Origin of the sequence: Spiribacter onubensis, from assembly GCF_040838425.1 — a bacterium.
Taxonomy (GTDB): Bacteria; Pseudomonadota; Gammaproteobacteria; order Nitrococcales; family Nitrococcaceae; genus Spiribacter; species Spiribacter onubensis.
Map to the genome: position 1 here is coordinate 130,695 of NZ_JBAKFI010000001.1, position 18,652 is coordinate 149,346.

Here is an 18,652-nt window from a genome sequence, read left to right on the forward strand (position 1 = left end):
CATGGCGGGGCGTGGCGAGCTGATCTGTCTGGCGCCCGGACTGCTGGGGCCCGTGCCGGCGACGCTGGCCGATGCCCTGCCGGCGGTGGGCTCGTTTCCGGTGCTGGAGGCACTGCTCGGCCGATCGGGCGGCCACGCGGCATCGCGTTCAGACGGAGAAGGACTACTGCGTTCCCTGGCCGAGCCGGCGCCATCAGTGGGGGATCTCCTGGCCGCTGAATTCGACATTCCGGGGGATCGCGTGTGCTACCGAGCCGCACCGACGCATCTGCGGCCGGATCGGGACCGGCTGCTGCTGTTTGCCGGCGATACCCTGAACCCGCCCGCCGACGAGGCAGAGACGATCTGTCGTGATTTCAATCATCTGTTCTCTGAAGATGGGCTTTCACTTCAGGTCCGGGGCGGCGAATGGCTCCTCATTGCCGAGTCGGCTCCGGGTCCGGATCTGCCGCCGCTCTCAACCGTTGCCGGGCGCTATCTGGATACCGTTATCCCGAATGACGCAGCGGCCCGGCCCTGGCGGAAACTTCTCAACGAAGTGCAGATGTTCCTGCATGACCATCCGGCCAATACCGCTCGACAGTCCCGCGGCGAGCTCCCCATCAACGGACTCTGGTTCTGGGGTGGCGGACGCCGTAGCAACGGACGGCTGACTCTGCCGGTGCGCATCATCCACGGCGATGACCCCATCGCACGCGGGTTGGTTCGGAGCAGCAGCGACGTGCAGTACGAACGGGATGTCCCGCCCGCCATGTCGCTGGCGGAAGGTGGCCCGAGGGCATTTGTCTGGACGGATGCGGAACGCGCGCTGCTGGGCGGAGATGCCGAGGCGTGGCTGGGTGCCCTGCAGCGCTTTGAGAGCGGATACGCAGGAATCCTCCGTGATCTGGTCTTCGAGCATGGCGGTCGTGTGGAACTGCGCTGCGCCAACGGCTGGACGCATCGCATCACCCCCGTTGACCGGTGGCGATTATGGCGCCGGCCAAAGCCGCTCAGGGAATGGCTGGTGGTCGAATGAACCGGCGCGATGCCGTCGAGATCCGCGAGCGGCCCCTCCCGACAGGCCATGATGATCTGCCGGCTGGACTCTCCCCGCTACTGACCAGGATCTATCGCGGCCGCGGCGTTACTCGAGCCGATGAGCTCGATTATCGGCTCAATCAGCTACCCCATCCGGCGTCGCTCCAGGGGGTCGACACGGCGGCGAGGGTGTTGGCCGACGCCATCACCGCCGGGCAGCGGATTCTGGTGGTCGGCGACTTCGATGCCGATGGTGCGACCAGCACCGCGCTTGCTGTACGGGCGTTACATGCCATGGGCGCCGACCGGATCGACTATCTGGTGCCCAATCGCTTCCAGTTCGGTTATGGCCTGACGCCCGCGCTCGTCGAGGTCGCCAGGTCGTATATCCCCGATCTGATCCTGACCGTTGATAACGGAGTCAGCGCCCACGCCGGCGTGGAGGCCGCGCAGGCAGCGGGAATCGGCGTCGTGGTCACCGATCACCACCTGCCGGGCGAATCGCTACCGGGAGCGCTGGCCATCGTCAATCCGCATATCGGGTCGCCGGACTTTGCAGGTCGGCATCTGGCAGGCGTCGGTGTGTGTTTCTACACGATGCTCGCCGTGCGTGCGACTCTCCGCGAGCGGGCCTGGTTCAGTGCGGCGCGCCCGGAGCCCGCGCTGGTCGATAACCTCGATCTTGTCGCGCTGGGCACGGTGGCCGACGTCGTGCCACTGGACCGTGTCAATCGGCTGCTCGTCGAACAGGGCCTGCGCCGGATCAGGGCCGGTCAGGCGACGCCGGGGGTGCTGGCGTTGCTGAACGCCGCCGGTCGCGATCCGGCCCGCGCCAATGCCATGGATCTCGGGTTTGGCGCCGCGCCACGGCTCAATGCCGCCGGTCGCCTTGATGACATGAGTCGCGGTATCGAAACATTGCTCGCTGGCGACAGGCCGGAGGCCGATGAACGCGCGACAAGCCTGGAGGCGCTCAATCGGGAGCGACGTGCCCTGGAACGGGGTATGCGGGAGACCGCACTTGCCGATATCGAGGCCCATGCCGAAGCGGCGGCAGGGGAGATGGCACCGATACTCTGCCTGATGGCGGACGACTGGCATCAGGGCGTCGTCGGGATCGTCGCGTCACGGCTGAAGGAGCGCTTCAGGCGCCCGGTCGTGGCTTTCGCACCGGCGGACAATGGCGAGTTGAAGGGCTCGGCCCGCTCAATACCAGGATTGCATATGCGCGATCTATTCGAGGCCCTGGATACGCGCAGCGGCGGCAGTCTCATCCTGCGCTTCGGCGGTCATGCCATGGCCGCGGGGCTGAGCGTGCGATCGGAGGATTTCGATGCGTTCAAGTCTGGAATAACCGAGCTCGCCAGGGAATGGCTCGGGGATGAGCCGGCCGAAGAGACCCTCTGGACCGACGGCATACTGTCCCCGCAGGACTATTGCCTCGAGACCGCCTCAACGCTTCGCTATGCGGGGCCATGGGGCGCAGGATTTCCTGAGCCCGTTTTCCACGATCGGTTTCTGGTCCGCGAACAGCGGATCGTCGGGGTGGATCACCTCAAGCTCCGGCTGAGCCCGCTCGGTGCCAATCGGCAGGCGATCGATGCGATCGCATTCAACGCCGTTGACAATGGCTTTTCACAGGTGCCCGAAGAAATCGAGGCGGCTTTCCGCCTCGACGTGAATCGCTATCGGGGAGTCGATCGACTCCAGCTGGTCATCGACTACCTTGCCGCTGCCTGAACGGGTGACAGCCGACCGACCATCCTCGGCGTTCCGCCGGCCTGGAGTTCAGCCAGATCAGCCACCACTTCCACCGCCTCGTCCAGCAGCACGTCGGGCACCATGTCCGGCTCCAGCCCGTCGAGGCTATCGAGCGGCTCGCGCCCATACGCCGTCAGCTGGGCATTGACCGCCGCGAGTCGTGCGGCCTCGGCTGCATCGATCTCAGCGCGTCGTTCCGCCTCGTTGAGTGAGACCCGCGTCCTGTCCCGCTCCGCTTCGAGGCGGGATGCCTCGCCGGCCACCGCCTGGAGCGCAGGATCGAGTCTGAGCCGTTGCTGGTGGTGGCGACGGAGCGTATTGATCAGGCCATCGAGCCGGCCGATGCGGACATAATCGGCTGAGCGGATCGTGTCCCAGGGCAGGGCGTTGTCCGCGGCACGCTCACCCATGCTGTCGCTGGCCTGTGGGTAGGGCATCTCCAGGTCCGGCGTTACGCCCTCAAGCTGAGTGCTCTCGCCATTGATCCGGTAGAACTTGGCGATGGTCAGCTTGAGCCGACCGCTGGGCGTCTGCTCATCACCCACGCCAAAGCGCTCGAGGCCAACCAGCGTCTGAACCGTGCCCTTGCCGAAGGTCTGGTCACCCATGACCACCCCCCGGCCATAGTCCTGCATGGCCGCTGCGAATATCTCCGAGGCGGATGCGCTGCGGCCGTCCACAAGCACCCCGAGAGGACCGTCATAAATGGCCGGCTCCGCGGCTGGATCCGTGAGGACTTCGCGCCGCCCGTTGCTGCGATGAACCTGGACCACAGGCCCCCGGTCGATGAACAACCCGGTCATGCGGACTGCCTCTTCCAATGACCCGCCCGCATTGCCGCGCAGGTCGATGACGAGGCCATCGATATCCGCCAGTGCCTTGCTGGCGAGCAGCTCGCTGACATCCCGCGTGGTGCTGCGATAGTCCTCATCGCCGGCGTTCGCGGCGCCGAAATCCGCATAGAAGGCAGGTATCTCGATGACGCCGATGCGCTCCAGGCCCTCTTCCCGCTCCACCTCGCGGACTTCGGCCCGGGCAGCCTGCTCCTCCAGCTCTATGGTGTTGCGGGTGAGCGTAATGACCCGTTCGCGGGAGTCACTGCCGCGCGCGCTGGGTAGGATGCGCAGATGGACCTCCGAACCCTTGGGGCCGCGGATCAGGTCGACAACATCGGCGAGCCGCCAGCCGACCACATCCTGGATGTCATTCGGTTCCTGGCCAACACCAACGATGCGGTCACCGGCCTTGAGCTGGCCGCTGGTTTCCGCCGGGCCACCGGCGATGAGCTCGACGATCTCGACGAATTCTCCCTCGTTGCTGAGCAGTGCACCGATCCCTTCCAGCGAAAGCCGCATATTGATATCGAAGTTCTCGGAGGTGCGCGGTGACATATAACTGCTGTGGGGGTCGAACTCGCCGGCCCAGGCGGTCATGAAGACCTGAAAGACATCCTCTGCCGTGTACTGCGAGAGGGTCCGGGACAAGCGCTTGTAGCGACCGGCGAGGGACGCCTTGATCTCCTCAACCTCACGACCGTTGAGTTTCTGCGTGAGGGCGTCGTTCACCACACGCTTGCGCCAGAGTTCATCCAGTTCTTCCGACGAACCCGCCCAGTCGACATCCGAGCGGTCGAGTTCGAGGGTCTCCGCGCTGTTGAAATCGAGCCCTGAACCGAGCACGTCGAGCGCATGATCACTCCGCTCGTTCACGCGCTGGCGATAACGCTCGAAGATGGCGTAGGCGGTATCGAGGCGTCCTGTGCGTATTTCATCGTCAAGCCGGTCACTGCGATCCGCAAAGGCCTCGAGGTCCGCCGCGGTGAAGTAGAAACGCCTGGGGTCCAGGGCGTCGAAGTAGGCCCGGTAGACTTCCTCCGAGAGTTGATCATTGGTCTGCAGGTCGTTGTAGTGATAGCGCGACAGCAATTCGCCAACAACCTGTCCCGCACGCTCCTGGAGCGGTTCGGGCTCTATGGCCTCGGCGGCGAGTGACAGGGCGGGCTGCGTGAACAGCAGGGCCATGGCCAGGAGGGCGTGCGTGATTGTGGCTCGGATCAATGTTCTGCCTCGTGCCTTCAGCGACTGTAACCACTCTGACATCCCGTAGGGCAGGAAAATCCCCTGACGGATCTGCTAGCGTAGCCGCATCGCAACGGTAGGGGAACCAATGTTCGTTGATTTTCGTTGGCCGAACTGGCACCGCGAGGACGCACCAGCCCTGGAGATCCTCCGGGCCGCCCCGGTGAACGAGGGTGTCGCACGCGCCACACCGGTGGTGTTTGTCCATGGGGCGTTCCTGGGGGGATGGTGCTGGGAGGCGCATTTCCTGGATTATTTCGCTTCCTGCGGATTTCACGCCGTCGCGCCCAGTCTGCGCGGACATGGTGGCAGCGACGGGCATGCCAGGCTGGATACCTATGGGGTCCGGGAGTACGTCGCGGATCTGGAGAGAGTCATCGCCGACCTTGACGGACCGCCGCCGGTCCTGGTCGGCCATTCCATGGGCGCACTCGTCGTCCAGCGCTATCTGGAGCGGTTTCCAGCCTCATCCGCCGTGCTGATGGCGCCGGTTCCCCCGCAGGGCCTTCTGCCGGCAACGCTGCGGATGGCGGTGAGCGATCCATGGCTCTATGCGCAGTATGGTCTCATGCAGACGTTCGGCTCCGGGGTGATCGACACCGACGTGGCGCAGCGGGCCATATTCTCGGAACAGACGCCCGACGAAAAGCTGACCGAGTATGCCCGGCGGGTCCAGCGTGAATCCCAGCGCGCCCTCTGGGACATGAATGTGCATGCGGCTGGCCGTCCATGGCTCGCCCCGGCATCCGTTCCCATGCGCGTCCTCGCCGCGGAGGACGACGCCCTGTTCAGTGCGGACGAGACCCGCGCGGTGGCCGACCTCTGGGGATGCGACTGGGGGTCACTACCAGGCATGGGACATGCCATGATGCTCGAGCCGGGCTGGCAGCAGGCCGCTGATACCGTCATCCGGTGGATCTGGCAGAAGGGCGTGCGCTAGCCCTCCCTACCAGCGGTATTTGTCCCAGAGCTCCGGGTTGGCCCAGTGGCGTGCATTGAGCCAGTCTGGCGTTACCTTGTAATGGGCGATATCAAACTCGTACCAGCGGCGGCGGCCATCCGGATCCCGACTGCTGCCCCAGCGCTGGAAGCCGAGACCGATGAGTTCCTGGCGGCCCAGGTGCCCATCAGGCTCGCCGCTGGCGATGACGAGGACGCGGTCGGCATGCAGATCGCGCAGACGCCCGACCAACTGTATTGCCCCGGTGGCCGATGGAAACGCGGATGCTCCGTCGACCACGGCCAGCGCCGCCCGCGGTAGCCCGTCGAGGTGCGATGCCGCGGCGTCGGGGCCGAACAGCATGACCCTGCGGTCGGCCAGCGCCCGGCGGAGCGGCGACGCATCCGTAACGACCAGCGACATGTCCTCACCCGCCGACTCGATTGCCGTGTCCAGCAGTTCCAGCGTATCCGGGGCCTGTGTATTCACGCCGACTCCAGGGCATCGTGCAGGGCGATGTATGCCTCGGTGAGCTTGTGCCTTGGAGCGAGATCGATCAGTGGACGCGCCGCCTGATGGGATTCGCGCACCTTGACCGACGCCGGGAGGAAGGGCTCGGCGACCGGGTTACCGCGATCGCGCAGCTCGTCGGCCAGCTCGCGGGGGAGGCGGGCGCGTGACTGGAACTGGTTGACCACGATGGCCTCGATGTCGAGCGCCGGATTATGGTCGAGGCGCAGCTCCTCGACGGCCGCAGTCAGCTCGTCAAGCGCCTGCCGGGCGAAGGCGTCGCAGTCGAAGGGCACGAGACAGCGGTCCGCCGCGATCAGCGCCGAGCGGGTGTAGAAGTTCAGCGCCGGCGGCGTGTCGATATAGACGCGGTCGAAATCCTCCAGCGCGGAGAGGGATTCGCGGAGCTTATAGATCTTGTATCGCGATTCCAGCCGACCCTGCAGGGTCTCGAGTTCGGGATGAGCGGCAACCACCGCCAGGTTCTCATATCGCGTTGGTCGGGAAATTTCCGTTATATCGCGGGGATAGATTCGGAAGCTCAGCGTGTCTTCGAAGTATCCGGCGACCGATTCCCCGGGATCGTCGACTGATTCACCGAGCAGGTAATGCGTCGCATTGGCCTGCGAATCGAGATCCACCACCAGCGTGCGCAGGCCACGATAAGCGGCGATTGCCGCCAGATTGCAGGTGATCGTCGATTTGCCTACGCCGCCCTTCTGATTGAATATTACCCGGCGCATCCCGTGACTCCTGATAGACTGCTCCCTTCTGACAGTCAGTCTAGGCACGTCTTGTACCCGGGTCGAGTGCTCCTATGTTTAGCGTACTGAAACGACTGCTCTTCATGATGCCGCCGGAACGTGCCCATGACCTGGCGCTGGGGTCAATGGATGGCCTCGCGCGGTTCGGTGGCCGGTGGTTTCTGCCGTCACCGGTGGAGGATGAGAGGCGCATGATGGGGCTGCGGTTCCGCAATGCCGTCGGCCTCTCGGCGGGACTGGACAAGAATGGTGATCATGTCCGGGGACTTGCGGCGATGGGATTCGGTTTCGTCGAGCTGGGAACCGTGACACCGGTGGGGCAGCCTGGCAATCCGGCGCCCCGCCTGTTTCGGCTGCCGGCGCATGAGGCGCTCATCAACCGGCTGGGGTTCAATAATCAGGGAGTGGATCACCTCTGTGAGGCGGTGAAGGCTGCGCGGCGCCATGTGGACATCCCCATTGGCATCAATATCGGCAAGAACCGCAATACGCCACTGGAGCACGCTGCGGACGATTACCGACACTGCCTGCGTGCAGTCCATGCCATTGCTGATTACGTGGTCGTCAACCTCTCGTCGCCCAATACACCGGGCCTGCGCTCGCTGCAGGCGGGCAGGGAACTGACCGGGCTCGTCCAGCGTCTTCAGCACGAGCAGACGGTGCTGGAGGCGAAGACCGGGCATCGCGTCCCGCTTGTCGTCAAGATCGCGCCTGACCTGACCGATGACGACCTGCGAGGTCTCGTCGATGCCCTACTGGAATGTGGTATCGACGGCATTACGGCCACAAATACGACCATCGACCACAGCCAGGTGGCCGGCAGTCGCCATGCGGACGAAACCGGTGGCCTGAGCGGTGCACCCCTGCGCGCCCGAGCCACGGAGGTCGTGCGACAGATCCGCCACCAGGCCGGCCCCGACCTGCCGGTCATCGCCGTCGGAGGCATCATGAGCCCGACGGATGCGGTAGAGAAAATGCAGGCCGGCGCGGACCTCGTCCAGCTCTACACGGGGCTCATCTACAGGGGCCCGCGCCTCGTCCGCGAGTCCGCTGCCGAGATCCGCGACCTCTGTCCCGCCACCCGGGACTTGTCCTGACGCCTCCCCCGATGGACAATCATCGCCCTGGAGAGGTGGCAGAGTGGTCGAATGCGGCGGACTTGAAATCCGTTGAGTCCTCACGGGCTCCGGGGGTTCGAATCCCTCCCTCTCCGCCAGACACAAAAACGGGGCCACCGGCCCCTTTTTTGTGTCTGATGCAGTGCCGGGGTTCGAACCCCCGGAGCAAGCAAAGGATGGGTTCGACCAACTGCCGACAGGCAGTTGGGACGCCGAGCATGAGCGAGGCGCCCGAAGGGTGAGGCCCGAAGGATGAGGGCCGAATCAATCCCTCCCTCTCCGCCAGACACAAAAACGGGGCCACCGGCCCCTTTTTTGTGTCTGATGCAGTGCCGGGGTTCGAACCCCCGGAGCAGGCAGATCGGGTTCGACCAATCGCCATGAGGCGATTGCCCTATTGACCCTGCCCCAGTGAGTAACCACGTTCACCATCAAAGGCATAGAGCTGTTCTGTCTTGACAAAGTCGATCCCCGCATCGGCGAGCCGATCGAGAAGATCGATCAGGGCGCGTTTGCTCATGGTCTCCCCGCTGGCGGCCATGAATCGGCATCGCCAGTGATCGGTGCAGAATGTCTCCGGCATCCCGTTCGGCCAGACTTTGACGCCGCGGTTGGTGATCATCTCCAGCGCCATCTCCCCGGCCTGGCAGCATTGCAGCGAGTCGGCCAGCGCCTGCGGGGTCTGCCTGCTGTGGATGAATACATCCACCCCGACCAGCGTCTTCTTTGCCGGTGCCGGTGCAGTCGGTTGGACCGGGATTATCGGTGCGGACGCCGTCGCATAATGCGCTTCGGCCAGCCGTTCCGGGCGTTCACCAATCCGCTCGATGACGGCGTCGGCAAACGCTTTTGTGCCCACCCTGCGGGTCGACACCCCGTCACGATAGACGTCAGCCGTATGGATACCGTCCTCAATGGTTTTCAGCCAGGCATTCTGGATGCGCTCTGCGGCCTCGGTCTGTCCCAGGTGCAGCAGCATCATGACGCCGGCGCGTAGCAGGCCCGATGGATTGGCGATATCCCGACCGGCGAGCGGCGGAGCGGAGCCGTGGATGGCCTCGAACATGGCGCCGTGGACGCCGATGTTAGCGGACGGGGCAAGTCCCACCGAACCGCTGATCTGCGCGGCGATGTCGGACAGTATGTCGCCGTAGAGGTTGGGCATGACAACGACATCGAACATTTCCGGTGTGTCGGCCAGTCGCGCGGCGGCAATGTCGATAATCCAGTGGTCCGTGGCAATGCCCGGGTAGTCGGCCGCGACCTCATCAAAGACTCGATGGAATAGGCCATCGGTCATTTTCATGATGTTGTCCTTGGTAAAGCAGCTCACCTTGCGGCGGCCATTGGCGCGGGCGTATTCAAAGGCGTAGCGGATGATTTTCTCGCAACCCGGCCGCGAAATGAGCTTCAGGCACTGATAGACCTCGTCGGTCTGGCGATGCTCAATGCCGGCGTAGAGGTCCTCCTCATTCTCGCGGATCACCACCAGGTCCATCTCCGGGTGGCGGGTCGGGATAAAGGGCGCCAGCGCGCTGCATGGGCGGATATTGGCGAAAAGGCCGAGGCTTTTGCGGATGGTTACGTTGAGGCTCTTGTAACCGCCACCCTGCGGCGTGGTGATGGGCGCTTTGAAGAAGACGCCCGTCTCCCGCAGGCTCTCCCAGGCGGCATCGCTGATACCCGCACTATGGCCCGCCCGGTAGACGGATTCGCCGATGTCGATGGTGTTGATCGACAGTTGCGCCCCGGCGGCCTCAAGCACCTCAAGCGAGGCCTGCATGATCGCTGGTCCTATTCCGTCCCCCGGCGCTACCGTGACCGGGACCGCCTGTTGGGACGCCTGCTTTACCCTTTGAATCTCTGCGATGGCCTCTGGCATGGGATCCTCCGTCTCTGCTGATGGCCGGCGCTAAGGCCTTGCCGCTGTCCTGCGGGTAAGCATGCTGGGGATCGGGCCGAAAGAAAAATATAATTGTTCGGCTTATTCATTCGGAAAAACCGAACGGTTAGGCCGAGGCTGCGTGGTTACGCCCGCAGGCGGACAGGAGCGGAGACGGAGCGATTCGGGAGGTCGTGGAATGCTAGAAGCGGTACTCGACGCCGGCGGAGAAGCTGGGTGTATAGCGGAAGCTCTCGAAGGTATCACCCAGCATGGTGCTGTCTGCGGCCGCGCTCGGGGATGGGCGTCCGGAATCAAGGGTATCGGCGACGCCTTCAAAGGTCAGGCCCATGTCCAGCGAGAGCCCCAGGCGCCCCTGGGTGCCGAGATCGTTGTCCCAGCCAACACCAAGGTAGGTACGCATATCCTCTGTATCGAGCCCGGGCATGCTGAAAGAGTCGGCGTCCAGCAGCTCTTCACCGTAAAGGGCGCCTCCCGTCATCCGCAGACCGCTCTCATGCAGGGACCAGTCCACAAGGGCGGAGAACTGCATCGACTCGTCGACGAGCGAGAAAGCGGTACGCCGAGCCATTCCGATCTCGGGCGATTCACGGTTCACTCCGAATCGGATGTCAAGACGCTCACTGAGGTGTGAGGTGAGCTCGAGCTCGGGCTGGAGCCCCAGTCGCCAGTCGGGTGACTGGGCATGGACGACAGGAGCAGTCACCAACGTCAGGGTGACCGCGGCCAGAAGCTTTCCTGTCATATACTTGAGGCTCATACCTGTATTATTGCGCAAAGCGGCGCCAAAACGAACCCCTATCAGACTGATTTATGTCTGATACCGTGCTTTCCACTCGGCATACGGCATGCCGTGAGTGATCTCGCGCGCGGTTTCCTTATCCAGCTCAATGCCCCGCTCGGCGGCGGCCTCCGCATACCAGCGCGCCAGACAGTTGCGGCAGAACCCGGCCAGGTTCATGAGGTCGATATTCTGGACATCGGTACGCTCGCGAAGGTGCGCAATGAGCGCGCGGAATGCGGCGGCCTCGATCTCGGTGCGTTGCAGGTCATCCATGGCTGTGATCCTCAGCAGACGGGTTGCGTGCATTTCGAGGTACATTATGTCAGCGCGCCGTGGATCAGCGGGAGAAACGGTCATCCGGATATGAGCAGGGCAGGGTGATGGGAACGGCAGGAATAATCAGTCTCGCTCGGATCTGTGCACTGGCGTGGTGGATGGGTATCCCCTCGCTCGCGATGGCCCTCAGCTTTCCGCTGCCACCGCCCAATGTGGATGTGGTCGGGCATGTGCAGAGGGTCACCGCTGACCGCGAAGACACGCTTCTGGCGCTCGGCCGTGAATATGGCGTCGGCTATGAGGAGATGCGTCGGGCAAACCCCGACGTGGATGTGTGGTTGCCGGGTGAGGGCACGGAAATCGTCATTCCGAGCCGGTTCATCCTTCCCGCGGCGCCCAGGGACGGTGTCGTGATCAATCTCGCGGAAATGCGGCTCTATTATTATCCGCCCGCCGATGCGCAGGATCTCCGTCGGGTTGAGACCTATCCGATCAGCGTCGGGCGCATGGATTGGGGAACGCCGCTGGGCGAGACCCGGATCACCGAGAAGACCGAAGACCCTTACTGGTTCCCGCCGGAGTCCATCCTGACCGAGCGGGCCGCCCAGGGCCGGCCACTGCCAAGCGCCGTCCCGCCAGGGCCCGATAACCCGCTCGGGCGCCACAAGATGCGCCTGGATATCCCCGGCGGGGCGTATCTGATCCACGGCACCAATGAACCACGGGGTATTGGCATGCGGGTGACCCACGGCTGCATCCGCATGTTCCCCGAGGACGTGGAGTCATTGTTCGAGCGCCTCCCGGTCGGGACGGACGTCCGCATCGTGAATCAGCCGGTCAAGGCCGGCTGGATGGCCGGCGAGCTGCTGATCGAGGCGCATCCCGTACTGCCGGCGGACGCCGAAAACGCCTATGACCCGCTGAAACCACCGCCGGTTCGGGATGCCGTGCGCGCGCTCGCCGGCATTCTCGATGAAGGGCCGGCGAGGGTGGACCACGACCGGCTCACCCGTTCTGTCGGCACCGCGAGCGGCATTCCGGTCGTTGTCTCGAGAAGTCTGGATATCAGCCCGACGGATACCGGTCAGTGGTCCTCCGTCGTGCGGCAATAAAAAACCCCGCCGGAGCGGGGTTCTGACTGGGTCCGTCGGGGCGGAGCCTACTTGTACATCGACTCCTCGAACATGCGATCGATCTTCTCGCTGTTCTCGTTCGCCGTTTCCTGAGCGGCATTGGCGACGGTCTCGGCGCCTTCCGCGGTCACCATGGCAGTGCTCGCCTCGTCCATCGCGGCCTCGGCCAGCGCACGGACATCATCAATCTGAGCCTGCAGGTCTTCCGTGGACGCCTGCGTGGCGCAACCCACGAGCAGCCCCATGGAGGCGGTGGCAGCGCTCAGCTTGAGCAGCGTTTTGAGCGACTGGGTCATATGAAACTCCTTCGTCTTGTCCTGACGTTTGAATCCGACGGACATCAACGGCGCCAATTCGCCGTGATCGTCGGTCGCATGATTGCTCGCCGGCGTCCGACTTTCAACCCCCCGGAAAGGCTATTCAATCACCACCGGCGTACCGATTGTGACAACAGAATGCAGCGTTTCGATCTGCTCATTCGTGAGTGCAATGCAGCCCTGGGTCCAGTGAAAGTCACGGTGAATGGCAGGATTGCCCTTACCGATGCCGTGGAACCCGATATACCCGCCAAGCGTGCCATCCTGCGGGAACTCCCCGTGTTCCAGGCCATGCCGGAGGGCGTTCGTATATTCCGCTTCCGTCATCGCCCCCCGCCGACGGGCTTCATCAAGATGGGCAAGGGTCGGGTAATTAATACCGATGAAAATATGAAATCGGCTTTCCCGATTGAACCGGGTAATTCTGAACTCACCCGTCGGTGTCGTGTGATCACCCCTGAAATGAAGGTCCGATATGCCGCCCCGGCCAAAGGCGACGTCATCGAGTCGCATGAGACGCTGTTCGCCACGCCATACCTCGGTCACCGCCGATTCGGTATCGACGTGCACCCAGACCTCGCCCGTATCCGAGGAGGCATGGGCACCGCGCGGATTGAGCAGCAGGCCGACGCAGAGAATGGCGAACAGTGCCGTAGCGAGTCGGCTCACGGGAGATACCGGTAGAGATCGGCTGTGTCGAATGGCCAGTAGAGAGGCTGCGACCGCTGGTCGCATACGATGACGGGAATCGCCTCCGCATAATCCGCCTCGGCCTCCGGGTCGTCCATTATATCGACATGCTCGACCGCCAGGCCGCGTCGCCGCGCCACCGGTTCAAGCAGTTGCCAGGCCTCATCGCAGAGGTGACAGCCTGATGTCGTGTAGAATCGGATGGATTGCATGATCGTCATGTCCCGTCATCGTTCAGCCAAAAGCATAACGCGACTGCATCGCCCATGAGTATCACTGCGGACCTCCGCCTCAGCGTCGCCCCGATGATGGACTGGACCGATCCGGCATGCCGTTATCTGCTGCGCCTGATCAGCCGGCATACCCGGTTGTACACCGAAATGGTACCCGTCCAGGCGCTCTGGTACGGCCGTGCGGAACGCTTTCTCGCCGGTCATCCCGACGAGTCACCGGTGGCGGTGCAGCTGGGCGGCAGCGACCCGGAACAGCTCGCCCATGCGAGCGCACTGGCCGAGCAATGGGGGTACGACGAGGTCAATCTCAATGTCGGCTGCCCCAGCAGCCGGGTTCAGTCGGGGCGGTTTGGCGCCTGCCTGATGCGTGAGCCAACCCTCGTCCGGGAACTGGTTGCCAGTATGCGCGAATCGACAGCGCTGCCCGTCACGGTCAAATCGCGTATCGGTGTGGACGACGATGACCGTTTCGACCAGCTCTGCCATTTCACTGAGCAGATCGTAGCCGGTGGCGCGGACGTCCTCATCGTGCATGCGCGGAAGGCGTGGCTGCAGGGGCTTTCACCCAAGGAAAACCGGGAGGTGCCGCCGCTGCGCTATGAGACGGTCGCGGCGCTCAAGACGGCATTCCCTGATCTGCCGATCGTGCTCAATGGTGGAATACGCAGTCTGGATACCGCAGCGGAATGGCTGGGTCCGCTTGACGGTGTCATGATCGGTCGCGAGGCCTATCACAACCCCTGGCTGCTTGCTGACGCCGATGCCCGCATTTTTGGCGAACGCGATCGGCCGCCGTCGGATCGCACGGCGGTGGCACTTGCCTATCGGGATTACGTTGCCGCGCGCTGGCATGGCGGCATTCCGATGACGCGCTTCACCCGCCACCTGGCCGGTCTGTTCCAGGGTCTTCCGGGCGCCCGGGTCTGGCGGCGTACACTGAGCGAGGCGGCGGCGCGTAAGGGTGCCGGCCCTGAGGTCATCGACGCGGCACTGGCCGCCCGGGCATGTGCCGTCCCCGCCGGCGGCCGGCCAGCCGACGCCGCCGTTTCCAATGACCAGTCCGGCGTCAGCGATCCAGGCCGAAGAACGCCCGACTGTTGGTCGCCGTGATCACACCGAGCGAATCGGGGTCTTCAGCCCTGAGTTCCGCCACAGCCTCAAGGATATGCGGCAGAAAAGCGGGTTCATTGCGTCGGCTTGCGGGTTTGGTGGGCAAATCACGGGGTAGCAGGAAGGGCGCGTCGGTCTCAATCATCAACCGCTCCGCCGGGATGGCCGGCACACAATCCCGCAATGCGCCGCCGCGGCGTTCATCCGTGACCCAGCCGGTGACACCGATGTGCAGGTCAAGCTCAAGGCAGGCGTCGAGCAGGCCCTGATCGCCGGTGAAGCAATGCAGCACCGCCCCCGGCAGATAGGGACGATACTCCTGCATGATGGCGAGGAAATCGGTTTCGGCATCGCGCTGATGAAGAAAGGCGGGACGCCCCGTTCGGGCGGCGAGTTCGAGCTGGGCCGTGAAAACCTGTCGCTGGACGGAACGGGGCGAGAAGTCACGATAGTAATCCAGTCCAGTCTCGCCGATGGCTGCCGTGGCAGTCGCATCGAGTAGAGCCTCAAGCACCGGGAGGCTGTCCTCGGTCCACTCGGCGGCATGGTGGGGATGGATGCCGACCGTGGCCCCCATCGCGTCGGGATATTGTGCCGCCATCGCGACCGCGGCGCGGGATTCCTCGACACTCACCCCGGTCAGGATCATCGATGTGACGCCGACGTCCGCGGCGCGCCCGATGACGTCGGCGCGATCCTCGTCAAAACGCCGATGGGTCAGGTTGACACCGATATCGACAAGGCCGTTGTACTTCATCCTGCCATTCTGCTGGAATTCCCGCTGACGATGAATACCGAATACTGCGCTGACCAACGCCCGATGAACTGGGTGGGCGACTGGGCCGGACGGCGCCGGTGCCTCACGCCGGACCGTACCGCACTGGTCGATCCGGAGAGTGGTCTGCAGCTGACCTATCGCGAACTGGATGACCGGGCACGCCGCTGGGCGACCTGGATGGTCGACTCGCTGGGGCTTGGGCAGGGCGACGTGGTCGCGTTGCTGAGCCGCAATCGGCTGGAGGCGATCGAGATCTTCATGGCGGCAGGCAAGACGGGGATCGTCATCGCGCCGGTCAGTCACCGCCTCAGTCCGACGGAGGCCGACGACATCCTGTCGCGGCTTCAGCCCGCCTTGCTGCTGTCGGAGTCGGCGCTCGGCGACTACATCGAGGGGCTGGGCAAGGCGGTTGCCATCCTGCCCAGGCTGGAGTTTGGCACCGCCGACAGCCCGGTGGAGCAGGCGCTGGCGCGAGTCACGCCGCGGCCGGTCAATCATGCGCTGGCCCTGGCGGATACCTGTCTGCTGATCCACACGGGTGGCAGCACCGGACTGCCCAAGATCTGCCGGATCAGCCACCGGCAGATGGTATGGAATGCCGTGGAGCTGCTCGTTGCCGCACCGGAGGGGCTTGCGGGGCGTCGTGAGCTGGTGCTCTTCCCGCTCTTTCATGTCGGGGGCTGGAACACGGTCCTGCCCATTCTGTACGCCGGTGGCTGTGCCGTGGTGCCGTCGGCATTCGATCCGGCGAGTGTGCTGCAAACCATTGATATCCATCGCATCAATCACCTCGGCGCCGTCGAGGCCATGCTAAGGGTAATAGCCGAGGATCCAGCATTCCCCGAAGCCTCCCTGGCGTCACTGGAGGCCATCACCACCGCGGGAGCGCCCTGCGCGGAGACCAGCATGGCCCCGTTCCTGGCGCGTGGGATCATCATCCGCCAGTCATATGGACTCACTGAGGCGGGACCCTCGAATTTCATCAACGCCCGGGCCATGGACGACCCCACGAGCGCGGTGACCGAGCGGGCAAGCGTCGGGACCAGTTTCTTCCATTGTGATTACCGGATTGTCGATCCCGTCGACGGGAGCCCGGTGGCGATCGGGGATTCCGGCGAGCTCCAGCTCCGCAGCCCGCACGACTTCGATGGCTACCTTGATGACCCTGAGCGCAGCCGGGCGCGCTGGACCGATGATGGCTGGATCCGTAGCGGCGATCTGGCCCGGGAGGATTCCGAGGGACGCGTCTTCATTGTGGGACGCATCGACAATGTCATCGTCAGCGGCGGGGAGAACATCGCGGCGGAGGAGGTCGAGAGGCTCCTCGGCGAACACCCCGCCATCAAGGGCGTGATGGTGTTCGGAGTACCTGACGAGCGCTGGGGAGAACGTCCCGTTGCCTGGGTGACCGGGCCGGCGCATGATGCGCTGCCGGCGATCCGCGAATGGCTTGACGACCGGCTGGCCCGCTTCAAGCATCCGGCGACACTGCAGATCGTCGAGGCATTGCCAGTCACCGGTGCCGGCAAACCGGATCGACGGCGGGCACGCGAAGAGCACATCGAGGCAACATGGAAAGAGGGGTCATGACACCGGCGCGCATTCTCATCATCGCTGGATCCGACGCCGGCGGGGGTGCGGGTATCCAGGCCGACATCAAGACCGTCACGGCGCTCGGTGGCTATGCGATGACCGCCATCACGGCGCTGACCGCGCAGAATACGCTTGGCGTCCAGGGGGTCCGAGGCGTCGAACCGGCATTCATTCGCGAACAGATGCGCTCGGTGCTGGATGACCTGGGCGTCGACTGCATCAAGACCGGTATGCTCCATGATGCCGCGGTAATCGATGCCGTGGTGGGCGAACTCGATGCGGGTGCGACCGACGTGCCGCTGGTCGTCGACCCGGTGATGGTCGCGCAGAGCGGTGACCGCCTTGTCGCGGAGGAAGCGATGGCGCATCTGCGTGACAGCCTCATTCCGTGTGCCCGACTCATTACGCCCAACATTCCCGAGGCGGAGGCACTGCTTGGCCGCCCGATAGAGGGAGTAGAGGCCATGCCGGCGGCGGCCGAGGCGTTGCTGGCGCTCGGCTGCGGGGCCGTGCTGCTGAAGGGCGGCCATCTCGCGGGGGCGGGGCTGGAGGATGTCCTCGCCACACCCCAGGGCCTGACCCATCTGCGCCACGTCCGGATCGCCACCACGAGTGACCATGGCACGGGCTGCACCCTGGCCTCTGCCATTGCCGAGGGAATCGGGCGTGGGCTCGATCTCGAGGCCGCGGTCCGGCGAGGGCGGGATTACCTGCAGCAGGCCCTCGAGACGGCGGTCGCCCTCGGGCATGGCCATGGTCCCGTGAATCACGGTCATACCGTCATGCCGTTTGGACTGACGCCGACCACCCAATGATTGGCATAATGGACCGATGATCAGACTGTCCGCGAAAAGCCGGTACGCGGTAAGCGCACTGATGCATCTTGCGATACACAACGACGCCGGCGCCGTGCCGCTGTCGGAGGTGTCGGTATGCCAGGGCATATCGATGTCCTACATCGACCAGATTTTCTGGAAGCTCCGGCGGGCAGGACTCGTCCGGGGTACGCCGGGGCCCGGCGGGGGATATCGACTGGGCAGGCCCGCGCAGACGATCTCTATCGGCGAGATCATCACGCTGATGGATGGCCAGGGTGGACCGCGACGCGCGAATTCGTCGCTCGACGATAAACTCTGGTCCGGACTGGCGGAGCAGATCGAGACATTCCTGCGCGGGATCACGCTGGCGGATTTCGCCACCCGTCCGGAAATCCGCGAGGCCATGCAGCGCCAGTATGGACGGGGACCCTGGCGCTGTGATGTCTGCGGTGCGCTGTCGAATCGGCGTCAGCTGCCGACGGGCGCGGGCTGATCATGACCTATGTGGTGACCGACCCCTGCGTCCGCTGCCGGTATACCGACTGCGTGGAGGTCTGCCCGGTGGACTGCTTCCACGGTGGGCCGAACTTCCTGGTCATCGACCCGCTCGAGTGCATCGATTGCGCGGTTTGCGTGCCGGAATGCCCGGTCGACGCGATCTACCCGGATGACGAAGTGCCGGCGGACCAGCAGGACTACATCGCCCTCAATGAACGCCTGTCGCGTCAGTGGCCGGTCATCAACCGCCGCGAGGATCCGCCGCCGGACGCCGGGGAATGGGAGGGAGTCAGCGACAAGCGGCGATGGCTGGAGGAATAGCGCCCGC

The 18,652-nt window shown here is 64.3% G+C and carries 20 protein-coding genes and 1 tRNA gene; 11 read left to right on the forward strand and 10 right to left on the reverse strand.

Translation table 11 applies throughout. The features are described from left to right. Window position 1: 1 nt before the first annotated feature. Together V6X63_RS00655 and recJ are read left to right on the forward strand one after the other, a co-directional pair. Window positions 2-1,018: a hypothetical protein gene (locus tag V6X63_RS00655; protein ID WP_367977867.1), complete on the forward strand. Its 1,017-nt coding sequence runs from the start codon at window positions 2-4 to the stop codon at window positions 1,016-1,018. Beyond that, window positions 1,015-2,760, forward strand: coding sequence for a single-stranded-DNA-specific exonuclease RecJ (gene recJ, locus V6X63_RS00660; RefSeq protein ID WP_367977868.1), 1,746 nt, complete (start codon window positions 1,015-1,017; stop codon window positions 2,758-2,760). The genes V6X63_RS00655 and recJ overlap by 4 nt, the downstream gene beginning before the upstream one ends. Here the strand turns inward: recJ and V6X63_RS00665 are convergent. Next, entirely contained in the window at window positions 2,742-4,838 is a 2,097-nt protein-coding gene (locus V6X63_RS00665; RefSeq protein WP_367977869.1) for a carboxy terminal-processing peptidase, read from the reverse strand. The genes recJ and V6X63_RS00665 overlap by 19 nt on opposite strands. A 109-nt stretch (window positions 4,839-4,947) precedes the next feature. Here V6X63_RS00665 and V6X63_RS00670 point away from each other — a divergent pair, with 109 nt between their 5' ends. Then, window positions 4,948-5,799 carry an alpha/beta hydrolase gene (locus V6X63_RS00670; protein ID WP_367977870.1) on the forward strand — a complete coding sequence of 284 codons (852 nt, stop codon included), beginning with the start codon at window positions 4,948-4,950 and terminating at the stop codon, window positions 5,797-5,799. Window positions 5,800-5,805: 6 nt separating this feature from the next. Here V6X63_RS00670 and V6X63_RS00675 read toward each other — a convergent pair whose 3' ends face one another. Together V6X63_RS00675 and V6X63_RS00680 are read right to left on the reverse strand one after the other, a co-directional pair. Next, window positions 5,806-6,288 (reverse strand): DUF6231 family protein, encoded by a 483-nt coding sequence (locus tag V6X63_RS00675; RefSeq protein ID WP_367977871.1) that lies wholly within the window; start codon window positions 6,286-6,288, stop codon window positions 5,806-5,808. Then, window positions 6,285-7,052, reverse strand: coding sequence for a ParA family protein (locus tag V6X63_RS00680; RefSeq protein WP_367966668.1), 768 nt, complete (start codon window positions 7,050-7,052; stop codon window positions 6,285-6,287). Before V6X63_RS00680 ends, V6X63_RS00675 begins: the two co-directional genes overlap by 4 nt. A 74-nt stretch (window positions 7,053-7,126) precedes the next feature. On the opposite strand from V6X63_RS00680, the gene V6X63_RS00685 reads away from it, so the two are divergent. Both V6X63_RS00685 and V6X63_RS00690 read left to right on the forward strand, forming a co-directional pair. Then, a complete protein-coding gene (locus V6X63_RS00685; protein ID WP_367966669.1) occupies window positions 7,127-8,170 on the forward strand; it encodes a quinone-dependent dihydroorotate dehydrogenase in 1,044 nt (347 codons plus the stop codon). Between the two features lie 29 nt (window positions 8,171-8,199). Further along, window positions 8,200-8,289, forward strand: a tRNA-Ser gene (locus V6X63_RS00690). A 296-nt stretch (window positions 8,290-8,585) separates the two neighbouring features. On the opposite strand, the gene V6X63_RS00695 is transcribed toward V6X63_RS00690, so the two are convergent. The 3 genes from V6X63_RS00695 to V6X63_RS00705 form a co-directional block, all read right to left on the reverse strand. After that, window positions 8,586-10,073, reverse strand: coding sequence for an NADP-dependent isocitrate dehydrogenase (locus V6X63_RS00695; protein ID WP_367977872.1), 1,488 nt, complete (start codon window positions 10,071-10,073; stop codon window positions 8,586-8,588). 202 nt (window positions 10,074-10,275) lie between these two features. Then, on the reverse strand, window positions 10,276-10,854 hold the full coding sequence (locus tag V6X63_RS00700; protein ID WP_367977873.1) for a hypothetical protein: 579 nt from the start codon (window positions 10,852-10,854) through the stop codon (window positions 10,276-10,278). Window positions 10,855-10,905: 51 nt separating this feature from the next. Beyond that, entirely contained in the window at window positions 10,906-11,151 is a 246-nt protein-coding gene (locus tag V6X63_RS00705) for a DUF1244 domain-containing protein (RefSeq protein WP_367966672.1), read from the reverse strand. A gap of 182 nt (window positions 11,152-11,333) precedes the next feature. Between V6X63_RS00705 and V6X63_RS00710 the strand changes: the two genes are divergently transcribed. Next, window positions 11,334-12,266, forward strand: coding sequence for a L,D-transpeptidase family protein (locus tag V6X63_RS00710; protein ID WP_367977874.1), 933 nt, complete (start codon window positions 11,334-11,336; stop codon window positions 12,264-12,266). Window positions 12,267-12,313: 47 nt separating this feature from the next. Here V6X63_RS00710 and V6X63_RS00715 read toward each other — a convergent pair whose 3' ends face one another. The 3 genes from V6X63_RS00715 to V6X63_RS00725 all read right to left on the reverse strand — a co-directional run bounded on the left by V6X63_RS00715 (window position 12,314) and on the right by V6X63_RS00725 (window position 13,506). Beyond that, window positions 12,314-12,583 (reverse strand): Lpp/OprI family alanine-zipper lipoprotein, encoded by a 270-nt coding sequence (locus V6X63_RS00715; RefSeq protein ID WP_367966673.1) that lies wholly within the window; start codon window positions 12,581-12,583, stop codon window positions 12,314-12,316. Window positions 12,584-12,703: 120 nt separating this feature from the next. Continuing rightward, window positions 12,704-13,273, reverse strand: a complete 570-nt coding sequence (locus tag V6X63_RS00720; RefSeq protein ID WP_367977875.1) for a L,D-transpeptidase family protein — start codon at window positions 13,271-13,273, stop codon at window positions 12,704-12,706. After that, a complete protein-coding gene (locus V6X63_RS00725; RefSeq protein ID WP_367966675.1) occupies window positions 13,270-13,506 on the reverse strand; it encodes a glutaredoxin family protein in 237 nt (78 codons plus the stop codon). The genes V6X63_RS00720 and V6X63_RS00725 overlap by 4 nt, the downstream gene beginning before the upstream one ends. 54 nt (window positions 13,507-13,560) lie before the next feature. On the opposite strand from V6X63_RS00725, the gene dusA reads away from it, so the two are divergent. Then, window positions 13,561-14,637: a tRNA dihydrouridine(20/20a) synthase DusA gene (dusA, locus tag V6X63_RS00730; protein ID WP_367977876.1), complete on the forward strand. Its 1,077-nt coding sequence runs from the start codon at window positions 13,561-13,563 to the stop codon at window positions 14,635-14,637. Here dusA and V6X63_RS00735 read toward each other — a convergent pair. Further along, window positions 14,594-15,394 carry a TatD family hydrolase gene (locus V6X63_RS00735; protein WP_367966677.1) on the reverse strand — a complete coding sequence of 267 codons (801 nt, stop codon included), beginning with the start codon at window positions 15,392-15,394 and terminating at the stop codon, window positions 14,594-14,596. The two genes, dusA and V6X63_RS00735, sit on opposite strands and share 44 nt — an antisense overlap. Here V6X63_RS00735 and V6X63_RS00740 point away from each other — a divergent pair. The 4 genes from V6X63_RS00740 to fdxA are packed head-to-tail and all read left to right on the forward strand — an operon-like array spanning window position 15,350 to window position 18,645. Then, the gene (locus tag V6X63_RS00740) at window positions 15,350-17,005 is read left to right on the forward strand and encodes a class I adenylate-forming enzyme family protein (protein WP_367977877.1); all 1,656 of its coding nucleotides are present in this window, start codon (window positions 15,350-15,352) and stop codon (window positions 17,003-17,005) included. The two genes, V6X63_RS00735 and V6X63_RS00740, sit on opposite strands and share 45 nt — an antisense overlap. Next, window positions 17,002-17,823: a bifunctional hydroxymethylpyrimidine kinase/phosphomethylpyrimidine kinase gene (thiD, locus tag V6X63_RS00745; protein WP_367966679.1), complete on the forward strand. Its 822-nt coding sequence runs from the start codon at window positions 17,002-17,004 to the stop codon at window positions 17,821-17,823. The genes V6X63_RS00740 and thiD overlap by 4 nt, the downstream gene beginning before the upstream one ends. A 19-nt stretch (window positions 17,824-17,842) precedes the next feature. After that, window positions 17,843-18,319, forward strand: a complete 477-nt coding sequence (locus tag V6X63_RS00750; protein ID WP_367967834.1) for an Rrf2 family transcriptional regulator — start codon at window positions 17,843-17,845, stop codon at window positions 18,317-18,319. A 2-nt stretch (window positions 18,320-18,321) separates the two neighbouring features. Further along, on the forward strand, window positions 18,322-18,645 hold the full coding sequence (gene fdxA, locus V6X63_RS00755; protein WP_367966680.1) for a ferredoxin FdxA: 324 nt from the start codon (window positions 18,322-18,324) through the stop codon (window positions 18,643-18,645). The last annotated feature ends 7 nt before the right edge of the window (window positions 18,646-18,652 follow it).

What these genes read in the sequence shown, in the direction of transcription:
- V6X63_RS00715 (WP_367966673.1), bottom strand. Translation starts at nt 12,583, where the DNA reads ATGACCCAGTCGCTCAAAACGCTGCTCAAGCTGAGCGCTGCCACCGCC.
- V6X63_RS00740 (WP_367977877.1), top strand. Translation starts at nt 15,350, where the DNA reads ATGGGTCAGGTTGACACCGATATCGACAAGGCCGTTGTACTTCATCCT.
- dusA (WP_367977876.1), top strand. Translation starts at nt 13,561, where the DNA reads ATGAGTATCACTGCGGACCTCCGCCTCAGCGTCGCCCCGATGATGGAC.
- V6X63_RS00700 (WP_367977873.1), bottom strand. Translation starts at nt 10,854, where the DNA reads ATGAGCCTCAAGTATATGACAGGAAAGCTTCTGGCCGCGGTCACCCTG.
- fdxA (WP_367966680.1), top strand. Translation starts at nt 18,322, where the DNA reads ATGACCTATGTGGTGACCGACCCCTGCGTCCGCTGCCGGTATACCGAC.
- V6X63_RS00710 (WP_367977874.1), top strand. Translation starts at nt 11,334, where the DNA reads ATGGCCCTCAGCTTTCCGCTGCCACCGCCCAATGTGGATGTGGTCGGG.
- V6X63_RS00695 (WP_367977872.1), bottom strand. Translation starts at nt 10,073, where the DNA reads ATGCCAGAGGCCATCGCAGAGATTCAAAGGGTAAAGCAGGCGTCCCAA.
- V6X63_RS00670 (WP_367977870.1), top strand. Translation starts at nt 4,948, where the DNA reads ATGTTCGTTGATTTTCGTTGGCCGAACTGGCACCGCGAGGACGCACCA.
- V6X63_RS00655 (WP_367977867.1), top strand. Translation starts at nt 2, where the DNA reads ATGGCGGGGCGTGGCGAGCTGATCTGTCTGGCGCCCGGACTGCTGGGG.
- V6X63_RS00735 (WP_367966677.1), bottom strand. Translation starts at nt 15,394, where the DNA reads ATGAAGTACAACGGCCTTGTCGATATCGGTGTCAACCTGACCCATCGG.
- recJ (WP_367977868.1), top strand. Translation starts at nt 1,015, where the DNA reads ATGAACCGGCGCGATGCCGTCGAGATCCGCGAGCGGCCCCTCCCGACA.
- V6X63_RS00725 (WP_367966675.1), bottom strand. Translation starts at nt 13,506, where the DNA reads ATGCAATCCATCCGATTCTACACGACATCAGGCTGTCACCTCTGCGAT.
- thiD (WP_367966679.1), top strand. Translation starts at nt 17,002, where the DNA reads ATGACACCGGCGCGCATTCTCATCATCGCTGGATCCGACGCCGGCGGG.
- V6X63_RS00705 (WP_367966672.1), bottom strand. Translation starts at nt 11,151, where the DNA reads ATGGATGACCTGCAACGCACCGAGATCGAGGCCGCCGCATTCCGCGCG.
- V6X63_RS00685 (WP_367966669.1), top strand. Translation starts at nt 7,127, where the DNA reads ATGTTTAGCGTACTGAAACGACTGCTCTTCATGATGCCGCCGGAACGT.
- V6X63_RS00680 (WP_367966668.1), bottom strand. Translation starts at nt 7,052, where the DNA reads ATGCGCCGGGTAATATTCAATCAGAAGGGCGGCGTAGGCAAATCGACG.